Genomic DNA, 18,014 nt, shown 5'->3' with positions numbered 1-18,014 from the left:
ACGCGAACAAATACAAGATTATTTTCGATGCCAACCGCGAGGTTATCAAGGACGCGAACCTCATCTATCCGGGGCAGAAGATCAGAATTCCAAAAGCTTAAGCTCGCTTTTGAATACTGCGGCTTGATTTTGCAAGCCGCGAATTTTACTTTTGCGAGCATTGCGCTGCGTTTGTGCGAGCCGTGATTTTATCAGCCCGCGGCGCAGCGCGATTTTAGCGAGCTACGATTTTATGAGCTAGCGAGGCGCCGCGGTTTTTTACGCTTTACAGAGTATGATTTTACAGACTGGCAGCGCGAGCACGGTTTTTTTGTGGGGCGTGATTTTTAGCTGGCTGTGCAGCGCAGTTTTTAAACTATGATTTCATGAACCGATGACACGACATAATTTTGCAAGTTATGGATTTTGCAGACTGCGGACTTACGAGCTGCGGATTTGTTTTTGTGAGGCGGGTTTTGATTTTAAGCCGTAGCGCGATTTTGCGAGCCGTACTGCGGCGGATAGCGGATTATTTCCGCATCGCCTGTGTGCCGATATGCCCATACGCCGCTCTCGACAGATTTACGATAAATTCCGTCGCGCCAGCCAAACATATCGCGCTTTGATTGAGATATAAAGATGCCTGAAAATTTTAAAATTTCACCTAGAGATTACGACAAAGAGCCGTTGATTTTACGTGATTATAGTAGAGAAATGTTGCTTCACGGTATTTTAAATTTAATATTTTTCTTGATTTCTTCGCTTTTTGTTTTTGTGATACAAAGTCATATCGAATTTGGAGAATTCGACGAATTAGTGAAAAAAGTTTTTATTTTATTGTTGATATTTGTAGGATTTTTAACTATTTCCTATAAAATAACCATATTTTCAAAGGAACGCTTTGTTTCACTTTCGTCTAATATGAGAGCAGTATATTACGATAGCGATTTGCAAATACGAAAAATTCAGAGCTTATTAGGGAATAAAGAATTTTCATCGTTTTTATATTTCATACTTAGTAGCAAATTTATAACATTATATCCTATTTTAATTGTATCAATAGGTGGATTTATAGTTACTTTTGATAGCGAATTTATAATAAGTTTGCTTCTTTACGCTTTTGCTTTGTTTTTAGCGATTATATATGATATTTTATTTCGTATGTTGCTTTATAAAAAATCAAATAAAAATTTGACAAATTTTTGGGAATATTCGCAAAAATTTGTAATTGATATAGGTTGGATAAGAGGTGTTCGTGTAATAATACAACAAGGGGCAACAATAGCTTTTTTTAATCAAAAAGACCACGATTTATTAAAAGAATATTTTTATACATTTTTTCACATAAATTTTGATACAGATATATAAAAACATTAAGAGTTAAAAATTTTTAGCAAAAATACCGCTCAAATTTTATTAAACCCAAATCCTCACATTCAGTTTTAAAATTTTAACGATACTCAAAAAGTTTAAAATTTCGCTCTTTATCTCGCTTGCGGGGTCGCGGCGCAGCACACTTTCATAGACGCTAGGCTCGAAATTATCGCGCCCGGTGTGCACGAAAATATGGATCCGCCGCTCTCTGATGCTCGCCCAGATCTGCGCCCCGAGCGCGTCGCCCAACGCCAGAAATCGCTCCATAAATGCGGGGGTTAGCACGTACATCGCGTTTTGCGGCTCGTCGCTAAGCACCTTGTAGCGCGCGGCAAACTCCACATTATCCATCGCAACGGGTTTTAGACCTACGTGCTGTTTGTTTTGTATCTCGCGCGGATAGATAAAAACGGGCGCGATGATGCGTTTGTTAAATTCCGCTACGAAAAACGCCCCCACGAGCTCGTGCTGCAAATTTTGATGAAAAAAGCTCACGTCGCTAAACTCGAAGCTCACCCCCTGCCACGCGCCGCCTACGCGGTCGTTGCCGCGCAGATTTTCGATGAACTCGAACAGATCGCTCTGCACCACGCGCCAAAACGGCACGCTGCCGTAGGAGACGTATTCGTAGCCGAGCTCGCGCACGAAAGGCGCCAGATAGTGCTGCTTGTAGCTTTGGCGGTATCGCCCCGTAAAGATCTCTTGCATGCTTCTTACGCCGAGCGCGTAAAGCCGCGTCGCTAGCCACACCGCGAGCGCAAGCGCGGCCAAGCCTATCAACGCCTGCGGCAAGGCTGCGGAGTATTTGAAGATCAAAAATGAGATCGCGACCGCGCCAAATTTCAAAATATTTTCCGTGCCGATGAGATCCTTTTGCCAGCCGTTTAGATGCACCTCTTTAAGGCTTACGGCGAGCGAGGCGATCGCCAGCAGCATAAGCATCGTCGCGCTAAAGCTCTGCACGCCCTGCCTGCGCGCGAAATACGCGATGACGCCGAATACCGCAAACAGGGCGATTGTGCTTATGACGGCTACGAGCTTTAGCTGCTCCACGTGCTTTTTCGCATCCAGCCTCAGGCGCTCCAAATCGTAAATAGTCAAAATTTCGCCTTTTTTAAAATTTGCCCGCAATTTTAGCGAAATTCTAGGAATTTTTAAATTTGGGCGCGAAATTTGGCGCGGTTCGAAGCTAGGCGCAAACTAATTTCGCAGCGGCAAGAAGCAGCAAAGCTCACACTGCGGCGGCTTTGGGATGCCTAAATTTTAAATCAGTGAGAGAATTTTAAAATTTTAATCTCCGCTTTGGCTGCGGCGCAAAGATATCTAGCGCGGTTTTGTGGGGCATTTAAATTTACGGCGGCGTAAATTTAAATGCAAAGACTCGCCGGCTGCGGCTAAATTTAAAGACTCAAATTTTATAGCAGCCGGTCGTCGTTGCCGCCCGGTATAAGTGCGCGGCGCAGCAGTAAAACGAAAGCGTAAAAAAGAGTATCAAAAGAAGCGACCTTATTTGGCCTCAAAATTTTAAAATTCATTCCGCGGCGGGAAGTTAAATTTATAAAAACCGCGGCGCCGCTAAAACAGCGCGGTTTTTACGGACGAGCTTCGCCGCAAAACAAACCGCCGCATAAGTTTAAATTTAAAAGCAAGGGTGAAATTTTAAATCTGCTGTGACGAGGCAAGGTGCCGCGTAAAGCCTTAACTGCGCAACACGCGCTGTTTGAAATCAAAATTTACGCAAGCGATACGGCGTGCGCGAGCCGCGATCGCAAAAAGACGCAAAATTTAAAATCAAACTCTGCGCGAGCAGCGCGCTGAAATTTCACATTCGCAGCCTAAATTTCGCACTTTTAAACGCTAAACTTATCCGCGCATTCAAGCGAGCCGCGCCCTATTCCAAAGCGGCCCTAGGCTCGCTCATACCGACCAGCTTAGCAACGACGCTCGTCGGAAAGGCGCGGATCATCTCGTTGTACTCCCTCGCCGCGGCGGCGTAGTCCTTGAGGGCCGCGGCGATGCGACTGCGGCTACTTTCGAGCTCATTTTGCAAACTCGCAAAATTTTGATCCGCCCTAAGCTCGGGATAGCGCTCGATCGCCAGCATCAGCCGCGAAAGCGCCGAGCTTAGCTCGCTTTGCGCGGCGTTAAATTTAAAAAACGCGTCTCGGTTTTGCGAGGCATCGTCCAAATTTAGGGCGGTCGCCTTGGCCTGCGCGCTTATGACGCCCTGCAGCGCGTCTTTTTCGTGAGTCGCGTGATCCTTTACGATCTGCACGAAACCGGGGACCAGCTCCGCGCGGCGCTTGTATTGACTCTGCACCTGCGCCCACGCGGCGTTTACCTCCTCGCTTTTGGCAACGAGATTATTGTAAACGGGCACCGCAAAGATCACGCAGGCGATCGCCGCGATAATAAGCAGGATCAAAATTTTTAACAAAACAAAGCCGCGGCGCTTTGATTCACCGCTAAAATGGCTTTCGCCGAAGCTTTCATCCGCGCCTGAGTTTATGAAAGGCTCGCCGCCGAGGTTGGCGGTTTTTCTAAAATTTTGCCCGAAATCGCCGTTAAAATTTCCGCCACGCTTCTCGCGCTCGCCGTACGGACGCTCGCCGTATGGACGCTCGCCGCGAGCGAGGCGCCCTACGAAATTTTTGCCGCCGCAACCGCTCATACCCAGCTCCTTTTAATTTCGCTGCTTAGTTTTACTAAAATTTCATACTCGATCGTATCAAAAAATTTAGCCCAAACCCGCGCGTCGCCCAGCACGCAGATACGCTCGTCGCCGAATTCTGCGCAGAAGCTATCCATCGACATCTTGCCTAGCATCCGCTCGCCGCCCGGTAGTACGAGCTCGCCGTCGCCGTCGTAGCGCAAAAGTCCGTCCGCATAGCCCAGATCGTAGGTGCCGATCTTCATATCTCGCGGCGCTTCAAATTTCGCGCCGTAGCCCACGCGCTGGCCCTTTTTTAGCACGCGCGAGCTGATCAGATCGGCATAGAGCTTAAGCACGGGACGCAAGCCTAAACTTTCGTCAAACTGCGCGTAGCCGAACTGCGCCATCCCCACGCGCGCATACTCATCATCAAAGCCCGCTCTGCGCTCGATCGCCGCGGAGTTGCTCGAATGAAATTTTAAATTTCCAAAGCCCGCGGCGGCCGCTTTTTGCCTCGCGAGCCGCTTAAATTCTATAAAATTTTGCCTCTGCGCGAAAAAATCGCCGTTTAGCTCGTCGCTTGCGCGAAAGTGCGTGAAAAAACCCATCAGCCTAAACTTGCCCGCCTTGCACAGCCTAAGCGCCTCATCTAGCTCGGTAGCGTCGATGCCGTTTCTATGCATCGCGGTATCTACGGCGATGTAAATTTTAGCGCCCCTCTTAAGGCGCGCGAAGTAGCCAAGATCGTTTACCGCGTAGCAAAACCGCTCATCCTCGTCCCCGCTTGGAATGTGCGAAAGCACTAAAATTTCGCCGAATAGATCTGCGATCTGCGCGGCTTCACTCATAGTACGCACGACCGCCTTATCGATACCGAAGCTCGCCGCAGCCTCGCAGCAGAGCCTAGAGCCGTGGCCGTAGGAGTTGTCCTTGGCGACTAGGAAAATTTTATCCGCGCCGCCTACTTTGGCCGCGATCTGCGCGAGATTATGCAGATATGCCGCGCGATCGAGCAGTATCTCAGACATCGAAGTTCACTCCGTACGCGCGGTAGAGATAGGGTAGCAGCTTGCGCGTGGCGTAGTCGTAGCCGTAAAATTTCTCGTAAACCTCCTTCAGGCTCGCTGCACTTGCACGCTCGAAATCAAACACGTCGGTACCCGCGATTTTTGGCACGCGCTCGTCTAAAAATTTAAAAAATTCCGCCCTGGCGCCCAAAAGCTCTTTGATATTTTTTTCGACGAGCTCTTTTTGTGCGCTCGCTTCGCTGTTTTCTTGCATTTCACATCCTTGATTTAAATTTATCATCAAATTTTATCCTGGCGATATTTAGCATTTTTTCAAAATTTCTAAAAATACGCTTTGCATCTTATCTCTAAACTCCGCGCTGCCGGCCTCGAAGCGGGTTACGATCACGGGCGTGGTGTTGCTAGCGCGCACGAGCGCCCAGCCGTCGTCAAATCGCACGCGGATGCCGTCTATTTCGATTACGTCGCGCACGGCGGGAAGCTCCTCTATGCCGCTATGGATGCGTGCTTTGACCGCCTCGATGATCTCAAATTTACGCTCCTCGCTCGTATTAAATTTTATCTCGTCGGTACTAAACGTCCGCGGCAGCTTATCCAGCTCGCCGTCAAGATCAAAGCCGAGCTTTACGAGCTCAAGCACGCGCATCATCGCATACACGGCATCGTCGAAGCCGAAATATCTCTCCTTAAAATAGATATGCCCGCTAACCTCGGCGGCAAGATCGATACCGAGCTCCTTCATCGCTTTTTTGATATTGCTGTGGCCGGTCTTGCCCATGAAGCTTTTGCCGATCTTATCGATGGTGTCATACATCGCCTGCGAGCATTTGACCTCGCCTAGGATGCGCGGGCGGTGCATGTTTAGAGCAAGCAGGCAGGCTAGCTCGTCGCCTTTGATGTTGCGACGCGGCGTAAGCACGGCGATCCTATCGGCATCCCCGTCAAAGCCGAACCCTAGCGCCACGCCGTCTTGCTTCATCGCGACCTTAAGATCCGCTAAATTTTTCTCCTCGCTAGGATCGGGGTGGTGGTTTGGGAAATTGCCGTCGGGCTGCGGAAATAAAACTTTAGCGTTTAGCCCAAGCCTTTCGATGATTTTAGTAGCGGTAACGCCCGCAGCGCCGTTTGCGCAGTCGATTATAAAAGGTGCGGCAAAGCCCTTAAGAGCCGCAAATTCCTTCTCAAAATATGCTAGATACTCGCTTAAAATATCGTACCTCTGGGCACTTGTATCGGTCGGAATTTCAAAATTTGAACCGATCAGCTCTCGCACCTGCGCGCCGAGGCGCTTCAAATCCTCGCCAAAGAAGCTGTCCGTGCCGATCGTGATCTTAAAGCCGTTGTAATTTTTAGGATTGTGCGAGCCGGTGATCATTACGTTTGCGTCAAATTTATGCGTAAATACGCTAAAATAGCCCACCGGCGTCGGCAGCAAGCCGATATTAAAAACCCGCAGAGCTGCAAAATTTAGCCCGCTTACGAAATAGCCGAAAAGCTCATCCGCGCTAAGACGGGCGTCGTATCCCACGCTAACGCGCTCAAGCCCCAGATTTGCGATATGTTTACCAAGCGCGAAACCGATCGCTTTTACGCTGCGCTCGTTTAGCTCCTCGCCCACGATACCGCGTATGTCGTACTCCCTAAAGATATTTTCGATCATTTAGTTCCTTTCAAATTTAACCGAGCCATTTTATAAAAACTTGCTTAAAATTTATATTATAAATGTTAAAATCTGCCCAAAATTCCAAAGGTCGCTTATGAAAAAATTTTTACTCGCGCTAGCGTTTGCCGCGCTTGCTTGCGCCAAAGACTACGAGACGATAGATAGCGTAAATACCTCTTTTAGGATATTCGGCAAGGACGATCGCATCGAGATCATCGCCGTAAAAGACCCCAAGGTGCAGGGCGTTACCTGCTACGTCTCATATGCCAAAAAAGGCGGCGCCAAAGAGATCATCGGCGTAGAGGAGGATCGCTCCGAAGCTTCCGTCTCCTGCGTACAGACCGCGCCTAAAATTTTAATCAAGGAAAAGCTCAAAAAAGAGGATATTTTTGAAAAGCGCAGCTCGTTAATTTTTAAGAAAACTCACGTCGTGCGGATGTTTGACGAGAAGCAAAACGCGCTGATCTATCTAATCTACTCGGATAAAATCATCGACGGCTCGCCCAATAATTCGGTCTCTGCAATCCCGTGCCGCCAGGCCGTGGGCGAGGTGTGCGAGTTTGGCTACGACGGAAACGCAAGCGGCGCGAACGTAAAATGAAATTAAGCAAATTCTGCTAAAATCTCGCGTTTTTTAAACCCCCGTAAAATTTAAAGGAAATTGATGAAAACATTTTTAAGTATGGAGTGTGCGTCGGCTATGCTGCTAATTTTGGCGCTATCCTGTGCGATCGCTACCTTCGTTGAGACCGCTTACAGCACGGAGGTAGCTTGGGCGATGGTTTACGCCGCGCCTTGGTTTGGGGCGCTGATGATGCTTTTGGGAATAAATTTAGCCTACAATATCTACCGCTACCGCATGATAAAGCTTCGCACGCTACCTGCGCTAATCTTTCACGCAAGCTTTTTGTTTATGCTAATAGGCGCGATTTTGACGAGGTATTTCGGCTTTGAGGGCAATATGCACATAAGAGAAAACGCCGAAAGCTCCATCGTAAGCACCAAAGAGGAGTTCGTTCAGCTCATAACTCTAGGCAAAGACGGCGAGTTTATCACCGCAGATAATAATAAAATTTTAAACGGCGCGGGGCGGATGGATTTTGATCTAAACTTAGACGTCGAGGGCAAGAACGCAAATCTCAAATTTAAAGAGCTCGTAGAACACGGCGAGCTTAAATGGATCGAGGATCCGAGCGGCAAGGCGCCTGCGAGGGTCGAGTTTCTGTTTTCAAACGCCATAGGTAATCAAAACATAGCGCTGCAAGCGGGCGAAAGTATCGAGATCGGCGAAGTAAGCATAGCCTTTAATACGATGCCGAAGAGGAAGGATTTTATCTACATAACCCTGAAAGAGGGCAAATTTTATATCAACTCAAATTTCGACATCAACGCCACCAAAATGGCGGATATGAGCTCCGCCGCACTAGTTAAAAACGAGGATAATTTGATCGATAATCTGGCGCTTTATACCTTCGAGGGGATAAATTTCGCCCCTGTTAGCCTGCTAAGCTCGGCGACAGAAAGCTTCGTCCCGGTTGCAAAAAACCTACCGGGCGAGCCAGGCGTAGTGGCTACGCTTAGCTTTGACGGGCAGAGCAAGGAGATCTATCTACCCAGGGATTCGCAAGGAGCGAGCTACAACGTCGCAGGACGAAATTTTATCGTAGCTTTGGCGCCTAAGATGCTTCATCTGCCGTTTAAAATCGCTCTTAAAGACTTCGTGCTGGATCGCTACCCAGGCACCAACTCGCCGTCGGGATACAAAAGCGAGATCACGCTTAAAGACGGTAACTACACGCTTGATTACGACATCTATATGAACCACGTGCTAGATCACGGCGGATACCGATTTTTCCAAAGCTCATACGATATGGATGAGCGCGGCACCATACTTTCGATAAACAAAGATCCGGGCAAAATCCCTACCTACATCGGATATATTTTGCTTTGCGCGGGGATGTTTTTTAACTTTTTCAACCCAAACTCGCGCTTTTTCAAGCTCTCGCGCCTAATCAGCGAAAATACCCACCTGGCTACGGACGGCGGCGCGCAGAGCGCTTCGGGCGGCGATTCTGCCGCAGCGTCCAAACACACCAAAAAGAGTAAACGCGGCGCAAAGGGTGCCGCTCTTATGCTTGCATTTGTTTTTGCATTTTCGGCTCCGAGCTTAGTCCGCGCCGAGGCAAATTCCACCGCCGAGACGAGTTCTGCGGCTAGCGAAACCATCTCCGCAAGCGCCGCTAGCGAGGCGAATTCTACGAGCGAAGTAAATTCTGCGGACGCTACAAATTCTAAGAGTGTCGCAAGCGAGACAAATTCCGATAGTGCCGCGAACGCTGCAAGCTCTAACGGCGAAAATTCCGCAAATTTAAAAGGCGAAAATTCCGCACGGCAAAGCGAAACCGACGTGGGCGCTATGCACCGCTTTAGCGCTCCTAGCGAGCTTAGCTTGCCTAAATTCGATAAGAAATTTAGCGATGATCTGGCCAGCCTCGTCATTCAGGGATTTGACGGACGAATGGAGCCTTTTGATACCACTGCAAGGGAGCTTTTGAATAAAATTTACCGCGCCGACGACTACAAAGCGCCAAACGGCGAAATTTTAAATCATAACGCCGTAGCGCTTTCTTTTATGCTAAATCAAGAATATTGGAGGCGCGCGCCGATTATCAAGGTTAGCGAGCCCGAGCTTAAGAAAATTCTAGGCATCGACGAGAAGCGGACTCACGCCAGTATGGTGGATTTTTTTGAATTTAAAGGGGGCGAGAGCTATTACAAGCTCGATAAAATGGTCGAGGAGATCAACCGCAAGCCCCTGGGTAACCGCGGCGTGCTCGATAAGGAGATCATCAAAGTAAATGAGCGCGTAAACGTCTTTTACTCGGCATTTATGGGATATTATTTTCGTATCATTCCCGTAAAAAATGCCAAAAACGATGAATGGCTTTCGCCTCTGTTTTTGGGCGATATAGCCGATCAAAAAGAAGCGGATGACGTAAAAAAGATGATGAGCGCGTTCGTCTCTTCAGTGGTTTACGCTCAAGAAAACGGCGATTGGGCGAGCGCGAACAAGATGCTGCAATATCTCAAAAAATATCAAACGCAAAACGGCGCGGCACTGATGCCTAGCGAGAGCGCGATAAAATATGAAATTTTATTCAACAAGGCTAAAATTTTTAAACGCCTCTTTCCGATCTATACTATCTCGGGATTTTTGCTTCTGATCTTTATCTTTTTGCGGATGATGAAGCCGGGGCTTCGCCTAGGCGGCGCGTTTAAGCTCGTTTATATCGTAAATATCATCGCCTTCATCGCGCATACTGCGGGTCTTGCGCTACGCGGCTACGTCTCGGGGCACGCGCCGTGGAGCAACTCATACGAATCGCTCATCTACATCGCATGGGCGCTGTCTCTAAGCGGAATATTTTTCTCGCGTAAATCCGCGATCTCGCTGGCGCTTACCTCGATAATGGCGGGCATCACGCTGATGGTGGCGCATCTTAGCGACATCGATCCGCAGATTACCAATCTGCAACCGGTCTTAAAATCATACTGGCTTACGATCCACGTCTCGGTAATCACCGCAAGCTACGGATTTTTGGGGCTTTGCATGCTGCTTGGAATTTTCACCCTCGTGATGTTTTTATTCGACAAGAAAAACCCCGAGATCGCTCGCAATATCGCAGAAGCCACGCATATCAACGAAATGTCGATGATCCTAGGTCTTTGCCTGCTGACGGTGGGTAACTTCCTAGGCGGCGTATGGGCGAACGAAAGCTGGGGGCGCTACTGGGGCTGGGATCCGAAGGAGACCTGGGCGCTCATTACGATTCTGATCTACGCGGCGGTCGTGCATTTTAGATTTATGCCTAAGCTCAACAATCAATTCGCCTTCGCCGTAGCCTCGATGTTTGCGTATTTTAGCGTCATAATGACCTATTTCGGTGTAAATTTCTACCTAAGCGGAATGCACTCCTACGCTAGCGGCGAGCGCATTCCGGTGCCGGGCTGGGCGTACGCGATGGTCGCTTCGATGGTGGCTCTTGCGATCGGAGCGTATTTTCGCTCGGGCAAAGCAGCCAAGCTCTAGCGCGACAGGTTTTTAAATTTAGCGAGATTCCACGATTAAAATTTGCGAAGTCCGCTAAATTTAAAATTTCAAAACCATAGCGGCGGCAGCGGGATTCTAAATTTAAAACCGCGGCGGAATTTTAAAGCGGTAGAAGTTTAAATTTGAAGCTCTCGTTAAAATTCTACGCCGCCCTGAATTTCAAGCGGCGATTTCGCTCTAAATTTAAATCCTAAATTTAACCTAGGCGCTCTGCGGATACGGCGTAAATTTAGACCGAACCCGTTCGACGCTCTACAAAATATATCATTAAAAGACCCTTAAAATTCAGCTTTAGAATGGAAAATTAAGTCAAATTTTTATCTACAATTATAGGGATTTAATATTCCTTTGGCTAAAATTAAACTTGTTAATTTCTTACTTCGAAAGGATAAAGATGTCTGATCTAAAACAGGATAGACGCGGCTTTATCGGGCTTGCTTTCGGCACAGTCGCCGCTGTGGGCGGCGTTTTTGCGCTGGGCGGTATGAAGAAATCGTGGGATCCGCTTCCTAGCGTGCGTGCTGCAGGCGTTACCACAGTCGATCTAAGTCCGATCAAAGAGGGCGAGCTTTATCAAACTCAGTGGCGCAAAAAGCCCGTCTTCATACTCAAAAAAACGGCCGAAATGGCGCAAAACGACGCTCGCGACGTAGTGGTAGACGGCGCTAGATACACGCTTTGCATTGGGCTTTGCACCCATTTAGGCTGTATTCCCTACTACAAACCTTCGACGCAACAGTTCGTCTGTGCCTGCCACGGCGGAATTTTCGATGCAAGCGGGCTTAACGTATTCGGTCCGCCGCCGCGCCCGATGGATATACCGCCGTTTAGGATAGATCAGCAGATGCTCGTGCTAGGCGAGGAAGGGCCTGAATACAAGGCCTTGATGCAGAAAGCTTAGGAGGCGCAGATGGCACATATTAGAAAAGCTACGGGGATCTGGGATTGGTTTGATCAAAGATTGGCCGTGACGAAATTTTTCAAAGTGATGGTAAGCGAGTATTGGATTCCTAAAAATATCAGCTTCCTTTGGGCGATGGGCGTTATTTTGATGACGCTATTTATAGTTTTGTTTGTTAGCGGGCTGATGCTCGTGATGTATTATAAGCCGGACGTAAATTTGGCCTTCGATAGCGTAAATTTCACGATTATGAAAGAGGTCGAATACGGCTGGCTATGGCGACATATCCACGCGGTATCGGCGTCGGTGGTGTTTTTGATCATCTACATTCACACGCTGGTGGGGATCTATTACAGGTCCTACAAGCAGGGGCGAGAGATGATCTGGATCAGCGGCATGCTGCTTTTCATCATCTTTTCGGCGGAGGCTTTCAGCGGATATATGCTTCCATGGGGGCAGATGAGCTACTGGGCGGCGATGGTTATTACAAATTTATTCGGCGGAATTCCAGTAGTGGGCGATGCGATAGTTGAGTGGATTCGCGGCGATTACGCGGTCAGTGATCCGACGCTGACGCGATTTTTTATGCTTCACGTCTGTTTGCTGCCGATCGTTACAATCGTGGTTTTGGCGCTGCATTTTTACGCGCTTAGATTTCCGCATGTAAACAACCTGGACGGCGAGGAGATAGACTTCGATCTTGAGGGCGAGAAATACCTGCAGGGCAAAACGGGCGAAAGCAAGGTAATTCCATTTTGGCCCGGCTTTTTGGCGAAGGATTTTTTCTACGTCAGTATCTTTATGATATTTTTCTTTTATCTAGTGGGCTTTCACTTCGATTTTGCGATGGATCCGATAAATTTTGAGCCGGCAAACAGCCTCAAAACCCCGACGCATATCTATCCGGAATGGTACTTCCTTTGGGAGTATGAAATTCTGCGCGGATTTTTCTTCGACGTAGGACCGCTTAAGGCCGCCGATATCGGGCTTATCGCATTTGCATTCGCCGGAGTTTCGCTATTTTTCATACCGCTATTTGATCGCAGCAGCGTAGTAGCGCCCGCGCATAAAAACAAGGCGTTTTTCATCTGGTTCTGGGTTTTGGTAATCGACATGATTCTGCTTAGCCTATTCGGAAAGCTCCCCGCAGACGGTATGGAGCTCGGTATCGAAAATAAATACTGGGGCTTTGCCCTATCGATCATCTATATCGGTTTGCTCGTCGTAGTGCTTCCGCTAATTACGATCGCAGAAAGAAAGAGGGCCTAGTTATGAAAGAGATAAGAACCCTAATCTTAGTGCTTTTTTGTGTGGGAATTTTATACTGGTTTGTCGAACCTTACGCGCACACCAAGCTTCATCCGCATGTAAGCCCCGCAAATTACGACTTTGCAGCAGGCGATGTCGCGCTGGCCGCTCATAATGTCGAAGCAGCCAAACTGGCTCTACAAAGCGCCGAAAAAGAGGGCGATGCGACGATGATCAAAAACGCCCAAAAAGCGATAGACGAGGCTAAAAACCAACAAGACAAAGTCACGCTTTTTTGGAACGACGTAGATAAGATCGATCTTGGCAAGGGTGATGCCGTACGCGGCGCGGAGACCTTTACCAATGCGGGCTGTACCGGTTGCCACGGCGTGCAGGTCGCTTCGATCCCTGCGCCTATGGATGCGCAGGCCGCATCGCAAGCTTTCGGCGTAAATCCACCCGATCTAAGCGGCGCAGGATATATCTACACCGATAAATTTTTGGCGGCTTTTATCAAAGATCCCGTTATGGCTGTGAAATTAAATCATAAATTTAATGACGAAAAGCCCTATCCTATGCCGCCGTTCGTGAGCGCTAGCGGAGAGGCGGATCAAGATATTGCCGACATCGTAGCTTATCTAAAATCTATCGCACCGAGCGAAGATAAGCTCATCGCCGAGCAAGCTGCGGCTGAGGGCGTAAAAGCCGATGAAAATTTAACGCAAGCCCAGAGGGAATTTTTCCTCAACAAAGCCGTATTTGAAGACGCTTGCGTAAGATGCCACGACGTGAAATACGACAAGCTCCTAACGCAGGGTGACAAGGCGAGCGTAGCAAACTACATGGGCTCGACGCCGCCCGATCTGTCGATGAGTATACGATCGAAACAAGCGGGCTATCTGCACGAGTTTATCAACGATACTCAAAAGATGCTTCCGGGCACCTCAATGCCGCGCGTGGGGCTAAATGAGCGCGCCGAAACGCAAGTCGTAGCGTATCTGCAATCAGTAGGCGATAGCAAAAAAGATGAGCGCGAAGCTACGACTATAAATATTATGATCTATTTCTTGATACTTTCTGTTTTTGCAGGTCTTTGGAAAAGCAAAATTTGGTCGAAGCTACACTAAAATTTTAGTAGTCGGAATAGAATCCGACTACTTTTTTTAAATTCCGCCATATCCTTAATCTCATCAAATTCTATCTATCAAAAAGCTCTCGCAATTGAGAATTTAGCCGCTCTAGCGCTTTTATGATAACCGCTTTATTTATTACTTTTTAAGAAATTTATACATATAATTGCGACTCGATTTTGAAATTTAATGTATGAATTTAACTCAAGAAGGTTTAGATGAAATTTTTTAAATTTGCGATTTTGGCTCTTATTTTTCCGTTTTGCATGCTACTGGCGCAGACCGATTACCGTGCCGAAGCAGCGACAATCAAAGAAAAATTTGCCCAAGCGATCAAGCTCTATGTCGACGGCAACAATTCGGAAGCCAGGAAGGTAACCCAAGAGGCGTATTTCGGGCATTTTGAAAATTTAGAAGCGGGCATCCGCATAAATTTAAGCCAGAAAAAATCCTACGCTATGGAGAAGCAGTTCGGCGATATCCGCAAGGCAATCAAGGATGAAAAGCCGCTCGCCGAGATCCAAGCGATGATCGATAATCTCAACCGCGAGATCGACGAGGTTTTGCCAGTGATAGAATCCGGTCACCGCCTAGTGGCCGAATATCAAGACGGAGGCGACGGCAGCACCGCGCCCGGCTCGGACGGGAATTCTGTCTCATCCGGCTCAGGCGAAAATGCTGCGACATCCGGCGCTACCTCGCCATGGATGAGCGTCTATACGGAATTTAAAACCGAGCTGGATAACGCTAAGGCTGCGTTTGATAAAAAAGACACTAGCGCGTTAAAAGCTGCGCTAAATCGCGCTAAATTTGATATTTACCGCAACGAACGTCTAGAAGAAGCGGTAAGAAAATACGTCTCGTCTCAGACCGATCAATCGATCCAGCAAATAATCGGAAATCTCTTGCGCGAGGACGCCGATACGGACAAATCAAAATTTGACGAAGCGATAAACGCTTTGGATAATCTCGCGCTAAAAGCCGTAAACGATCTGCCGCAAGAAAGCTACTCCATAGCGCCGCAGACTGCGTTAGCACAAAGCGATACTAATGATGATGAGGGCAAGGATTTCGCGCCGGTCGTGCAAAATATCAAGGATAAGATGGCTAAGGTTTTGGCGCTTTATGAAAGCGGCAAGGTAGATGACGCGATCGACGAGAGCGGCAATATCTACTTCGACGAATACGAAGAGAGCGGCATGGAAAACATCGTCGGCGCTAAAAATACTCAGCTCAAACTAGACACCGAAGCAAGCTTTAATAAAATTTCGGCTCTTATGCGCGCGGGCGCTTCCAAAGAGCAGATCGTAGCGGCGCAAAATAAGCTATTTGATCAGCTCACCCAAAGCCTAGAGTTAACGAAGAAATCAAGCAACTGGGATCTATTTTTATACGCGCTTATCATCATCTTGCGCGAAGGATTCGAGGCGCTTATCATCGTAGCCGCAGTTATTGCGCTGCTTATAAAATCTGGCAATTCAAAGCACCTAAATATCGTTTACAGCGCTCTTGGCGTCGCGGTCGTGCTAAGTATCGCTACGGCTTACGGGCTAAATTATATCTTCGGCAGCGAAAACGCGGGGCAGACGCGCGAAGTGATGGAGGGCGCGGTGATGTTAATCGCCGTGGTACTGCTATTTTACGTGGGATTTTGGCTTCTTTCAAATGCAAACTCCAAAAAATGGACCGCCTATATCCAAGGTCAAATTTCAAGCAGCCTAAGCTCGGGCGATAGCAAGATGCTTTGGTGGACGGTATTTTTGGCGGTTTATCGTGAGGGCGCGGAAACGGTGCTATTTTATCTGGCGCTACTTTTCGATGCCAAGACTCCGGCGGCTACTAGCATGGTAGCAGCGGGCTTCGTAGCGGGTTTGATAGCTCTCATCGTGGTCTATGTCATCATCAAAAAATTCTCGCTTAAAATCGCTATCAAGCCGTTTTTTATCGCTACATCGGTCATCATATTTTATATGTCCGTCGTATTCGTAGGCAAGGGCGTGATGGAGCTAGTGGAGGGTAAGGTATTCGTGCCTACCGTAATAGATGGGCTTCCAACGATTACGTGGATCGGATTTTATCCTTACGTGCAGAGCCTCGTGCCGCAAGCGGTGATGATCGTGCTTTTGATCGCTGGAATTTTGATCTTAAAAAACAAGCAAAAAAACAATTCTTAATAAAGGAGTGAAAAGATGAAAAAGATTTTTTCAGGTATGTTGGCACTAAGCCTAGCTTCTGTTGTCGCGATGGCGGGAGAGCATCCGATCGGCGAGCCTATCGAGCAAAACGGTATGGAGATCGCAGCCGTTTATCTTCAGCCTATCGATATGGAGCCTAAAGGCATAGATCTAGCCCCTAGCAAAGCCGATATCCACCTAGAGGCTGATATCCACGCTATTAAGGGCAACGCAAACGGATTTGGCGAGGGCGAGTGGATCCCTTATCTAAAGATCGCTTATGTACTTAAAAACCTAGACACCGGCAAGATCCAAAAGGGAAATTTCATGCCGATGGTAGCTAGCGACGGCCCTCACTACGGCGCCAATATCAAAATGGTAAACGGCGTGGGCAACTACGAGCTAACCTACAATATCGAAAATCCAAGCGCCAACGGATTCGGCCGTCACGCGGACAAAGCGACAGGCGTAGGCAAATGGTGGGAGCCGTTCTCGGTTAAATACACCTTCCAATACACTGGCGCTCCTAAAGAGTAAATCGTAGCAAGCTCCGCCGAGTCCATATTCGGCGGAGCCCTAGCGGTATTGGGTTTAGCCGCGCGTTTTAAATTTAAGGCAGTTAAATTTAGCCGCTACGCCGCAGCCAAAACGTATCGTTTTGCTTCAATGCGTTTAAGCTTACAAATGTTTTAACTGCGGCAAAATTTTAAAATTTCAAGAGGCTTGGAATTTTAAAATTTTAAATTTAGCGCGCCGCAAGAGCGAGACAAAACCGAAGCAAGAGCGAGGCAAAATTTCTCTTTGCGGGCGGCTCTTATCGCTGCGAAATTTTTGCGAGCGGGTTTGAAATTTTAAAATTTACAAAATGGCGTAGGTTTTAAAATTTTAAAATTTAAGCGATTATAGGCGATTTATGCGCATTAGGCTCAATGAGGATTTTTGATGACGATATTTTTTTATCACGTTAGCTTGGCTCTGTTTCCGCTCGCGTTTTTAAGCGCGTATCTGGGCGGCAGGCGTTTTATCGGCGCATCGTTTTTGCCCGCGCTTTTAGGGGCTGTATTCGGGGCGCTGTGCTTTAGCGCATTTGAGCGCTCGGCAAGCGCCGATACGGGCAAGATTATATTTGACGCGCTCGCACTTTTAACGCTGCTCGCGCTACTGTTTGCGTTTAGGCTTAAGCGATTCTATCTTACCGCTGCAGTTATTTTTGCTCTTGGCTGCGCGTATGGATTTGAATACCGCTTCATAGGGATGAATTTTAAAATTTTCTCCGGCGAGCTACTGGACAGCTTCAGCCTAACCAACCTCTTCATGGCGGTTTTAGGTGCGCTGGCGCTCATTTTATTCTATTTTATTTATCGCTCAGCTCTAGCGCGTACGAGTAGAGGTGCAAAGCTGGCGTCATTCGTCATCGCGTGGGCGTTTGCCTTTATTGCCAAAATCGGCTTTTTGGGCCTTGATCTGCGCCAGGCAGACGCGCCCAAAGCGCTAGTTACGCGAGGCTTTGAAGGGCTTTCAAACGCGATCGGCTCGTCCGAGTTTCTAAGCGTCATCGCTAAAATTATCCATTACAACAACTCCTATCTGGCGCTAGCTCTTTGCCTTATAGCCGCGCTAATTGCGCTACTTACGGCATTTCGTGCGCCAAGTCGAGTGCCTCGCGAAGCGGACATTATAAAATTTAGAGAGGTTAAAGCGGGCAGATTTGCCATTTTTAGAGATTTTAGCCTGATCTTGTCGCTTGGGGTTT

At 48.0% G+C, this 18,014-nt stretch carries 15 protein-coding genes; 10 read left to right on the top strand and 5 right to left on the bottom strand.

The genetic code is table 11. From position 1 onward, the window contains the following. The first annotated feature begins 389 nt into the window (after nucleotides 1-389). Nucleotides 390-605, top strand: coding sequence for a hypothetical protein (locus Q0438_RS08930; protein ID WP_299190259.1), 216 nt, complete (start codon nucleotides 390-392; stop codon nucleotides 603-605). A gap of 13 nt (nucleotides 606-618) precedes the next feature. Continuing rightward, nucleotides 619-1,347, top strand: coding sequence for a hypothetical protein (locus Q0438_RS08925; RefSeq protein WP_299190258.1), 729 nt, complete (start codon nucleotides 619-621; stop codon nucleotides 1,345-1,347). 48 nt (nucleotides 1,348-1,395) lie between these two features. On the opposite strand, the gene Q0438_RS08920 is transcribed toward Q0438_RS08925, so the two are convergent. The 5 genes from Q0438_RS08920 to Q0438_RS08900 all read right to left on the bottom strand — a co-directional run bounded on the left by Q0438_RS08920 (nucleotide 1,396) and on the right by Q0438_RS08900 (nucleotide 6,694). Next, entirely contained in the window at nucleotides 1,396-2,454 is a 1,059-nt protein-coding gene (locus tag Q0438_RS08920; RefSeq protein ID WP_299190257.1) for a DUF3137 domain-containing protein, read from the bottom strand. Between the two features lie 790 nt (nucleotides 2,455-3,244). Further along, a complete protein-coding gene (locus Q0438_RS08915; protein ID WP_299190255.1) occupies nucleotides 3,245-4,024 on the bottom strand; it encodes a LemA family protein in 780 nt (259 codons plus the stop codon). Beyond that, nucleotides 4,021-5,034: an alanine racemase gene (locus Q0438_RS08910; RefSeq protein ID WP_299190253.1), complete on the bottom strand. Its 1,014-nt coding sequence runs from the start codon at nucleotides 5,032-5,034 to the stop codon at nucleotides 4,021-4,023. Before Q0438_RS08910 ends, Q0438_RS08915 begins: the two co-directional genes overlap by 4 nt. Next, a complete protein-coding gene (cmeU, locus tag Q0438_RS08905) occupies nucleotides 5,027-5,287 on the bottom strand; it encodes a CmeU family protein (protein ID WP_299190251.1) in 261 nt (86 codons plus the stop codon). The genes Q0438_RS08910 and cmeU overlap by 8 nt, the downstream gene beginning before the upstream one ends. Nucleotides 5,288-5,335: 48 nt before the next feature. Continuing rightward, nucleotides 5,336-6,694, bottom strand: coding sequence for a phosphomannomutase/phosphoglucomutase (locus Q0438_RS08900; RefSeq protein WP_299190249.1), 1,359 nt, complete (start codon nucleotides 6,692-6,694; stop codon nucleotides 5,336-5,338). Nucleotides 6,695-6,791: 97 nt separating this feature from the next. On the opposite strand from Q0438_RS08900, the gene Q0438_RS08895 reads away from it, so the two are divergent. From Q0438_RS08895 to Q0438_RS08860, 8 genes are all read left to right on the top strand, one after another. After that, on the top strand, nucleotides 6,792-7,298 hold the full coding sequence (locus tag Q0438_RS08895) for a CreA family protein (protein WP_299190248.1): 507 nt from the start codon (nucleotides 6,792-6,794) through the stop codon (nucleotides 7,296-7,298). Between the two features lie 63 nt (nucleotides 7,299-7,361). Then, the gene (gene ccsA, locus Q0438_RS08890; RefSeq protein ID WP_299190246.1) at nucleotides 7,362-10,787 is read left to right on the top strand and encodes a cytochrome c biogenesis protein; all 3,426 of its coding nucleotides are present in this window, start codon (nucleotides 7,362-7,364) and stop codon (nucleotides 10,785-10,787) included. A gap of 415 nt (nucleotides 10,788-11,202) precedes the next feature. Then, nucleotides 11,203-11,709 (top strand): ubiquinol-cytochrome c reductase iron-sulfur subunit, encoded by a 507-nt coding sequence (gene petA, locus Q0438_RS08885; protein ID WP_299190244.1) that lies wholly within the window; start codon nucleotides 11,203-11,205, stop codon nucleotides 11,707-11,709. A gap of 9 nt (nucleotides 11,710-11,718) precedes the next feature. Continuing rightward, nucleotides 11,719-12,978 (top strand): cytochrome bc complex cytochrome b subunit, encoded by a 1,260-nt coding sequence (locus Q0438_RS08880; protein WP_299190243.1) that lies wholly within the window; start codon nucleotides 11,719-11,721, stop codon nucleotides 12,976-12,978. 2 nt (nucleotides 12,979-12,980) lie between these two features. Continuing rightward, on the top strand, nucleotides 12,981-14,084 hold the full coding sequence (locus Q0438_RS08875) for a c-type cytochrome (protein WP_299190241.1): 1,104 nt from the start codon (nucleotides 12,981-12,983) through the stop codon (nucleotides 14,082-14,084). Nucleotides 14,085-14,305: 221 nt separating this feature from the next. Further along, on the top strand, nucleotides 14,306-16,261 hold the full coding sequence (locus Q0438_RS08870) for an FTR1 family protein (RefSeq protein ID WP_299190239.1): 1,956 nt from the start codon (nucleotides 14,306-14,308) through the stop codon (nucleotides 16,259-16,261). 15 nt (nucleotides 16,262-16,276) lie between these two features. Next, the gene (locus Q0438_RS08865) at nucleotides 16,277-16,798 is read left to right on the top strand and encodes an iron transporter (RefSeq protein WP_299190237.1); all 522 of its coding nucleotides are present in this window, start codon (nucleotides 16,277-16,279) and stop codon (nucleotides 16,796-16,798) included. 405 nt (nucleotides 16,799-17,203) lie between these two features. Next, a partial coding sequence (locus tag Q0438_RS08860) for a hypothetical protein (protein WP_299190235.1) occupies nucleotides 17,204-18,014 on the top strand: 811 nt, incomplete at its 3' end.

The sequence above is a fragment of the uncultured Campylobacter sp. genome (assembly GCF_938030785.1).
GTDB lineage: Bacteria > Campylobacterota > Campylobacteria > Campylobacterales > Campylobacteraceae > Campylobacter_B.
This window is presented reverse-complemented; position numbering and strand designations above follow the sequence as displayed.

Coding starts and splice junctions, on each gene's coding strand:
- petA (WP_299190244.1), top strand. CDS start 11,203: ATGTCTGATCTAAAACAGGATAGACGCGGCTTTATCGGGCTTGCTTTC.
- Q0438_RS08925 (WP_299190258.1), top strand. CDS start 619: ATGCCTGAAAATTTTAAAATTTCACCTAGAGATTACGACAAAGAGCCG.
- Q0438_RS08880 (WP_299190243.1), top strand. CDS start 11,719: ATGGCACATATTAGAAAAGCTACGGGGATCTGGGATTGGTTTGATCAA.
- Q0438_RS08910 (WP_299190253.1), bottom strand. CDS start 5,034: ATGTCTGAGATACTGCTCGATCGCGCGGCATATCTGCATAATCTCGCG.
- Q0438_RS08870 (WP_299190239.1), top strand. CDS start 14,306: ATGAAATTTTTTAAATTTGCGATTTTGGCTCTTATTTTTCCGTTTTGC.
- ccsA (WP_299190246.1), top strand. CDS start 7,362: ATGAAAACATTTTTAAGTATGGAGTGTGCGTCGGCTATGCTGCTAATT.
- Q0438_RS08900 (WP_299190249.1), bottom strand. CDS start 6,694: ATGATCGAAAATATCTTTAGGGAGTACGACATACGCGGTATCGTGGGC.
- Q0438_RS08895 (WP_299190248.1), top strand. CDS start 6,792: ATGAAAAAATTTTTACTCGCGCTAGCGTTTGCCGCGCTTGCTTGCGCC.
- cmeU (WP_299190251.1), bottom strand. CDS start 5,287: ATGCAAGAAAACAGCGAAGCGAGCGCACAAAAAGAGCTCGTCGAAAAA.
- Q0438_RS08915 (WP_299190255.1), bottom strand. CDS start 4,024: ATGAGCGGTTGCGGCGGCAAAAATTTCGTAGGGCGCCTCGCTCGCGGC.
- Q0438_RS08875 (WP_299190241.1), top strand. CDS start 12,981: ATGAAAGAGATAAGAACCCTAATCTTAGTGCTTTTTTGTGTGGGAATT.
- Q0438_RS08865 (WP_299190237.1), top strand. CDS start 16,277: ATGAAAAAGATTTTTTCAGGTATGTTGGCACTAAGCCTAGCTTCTGTT.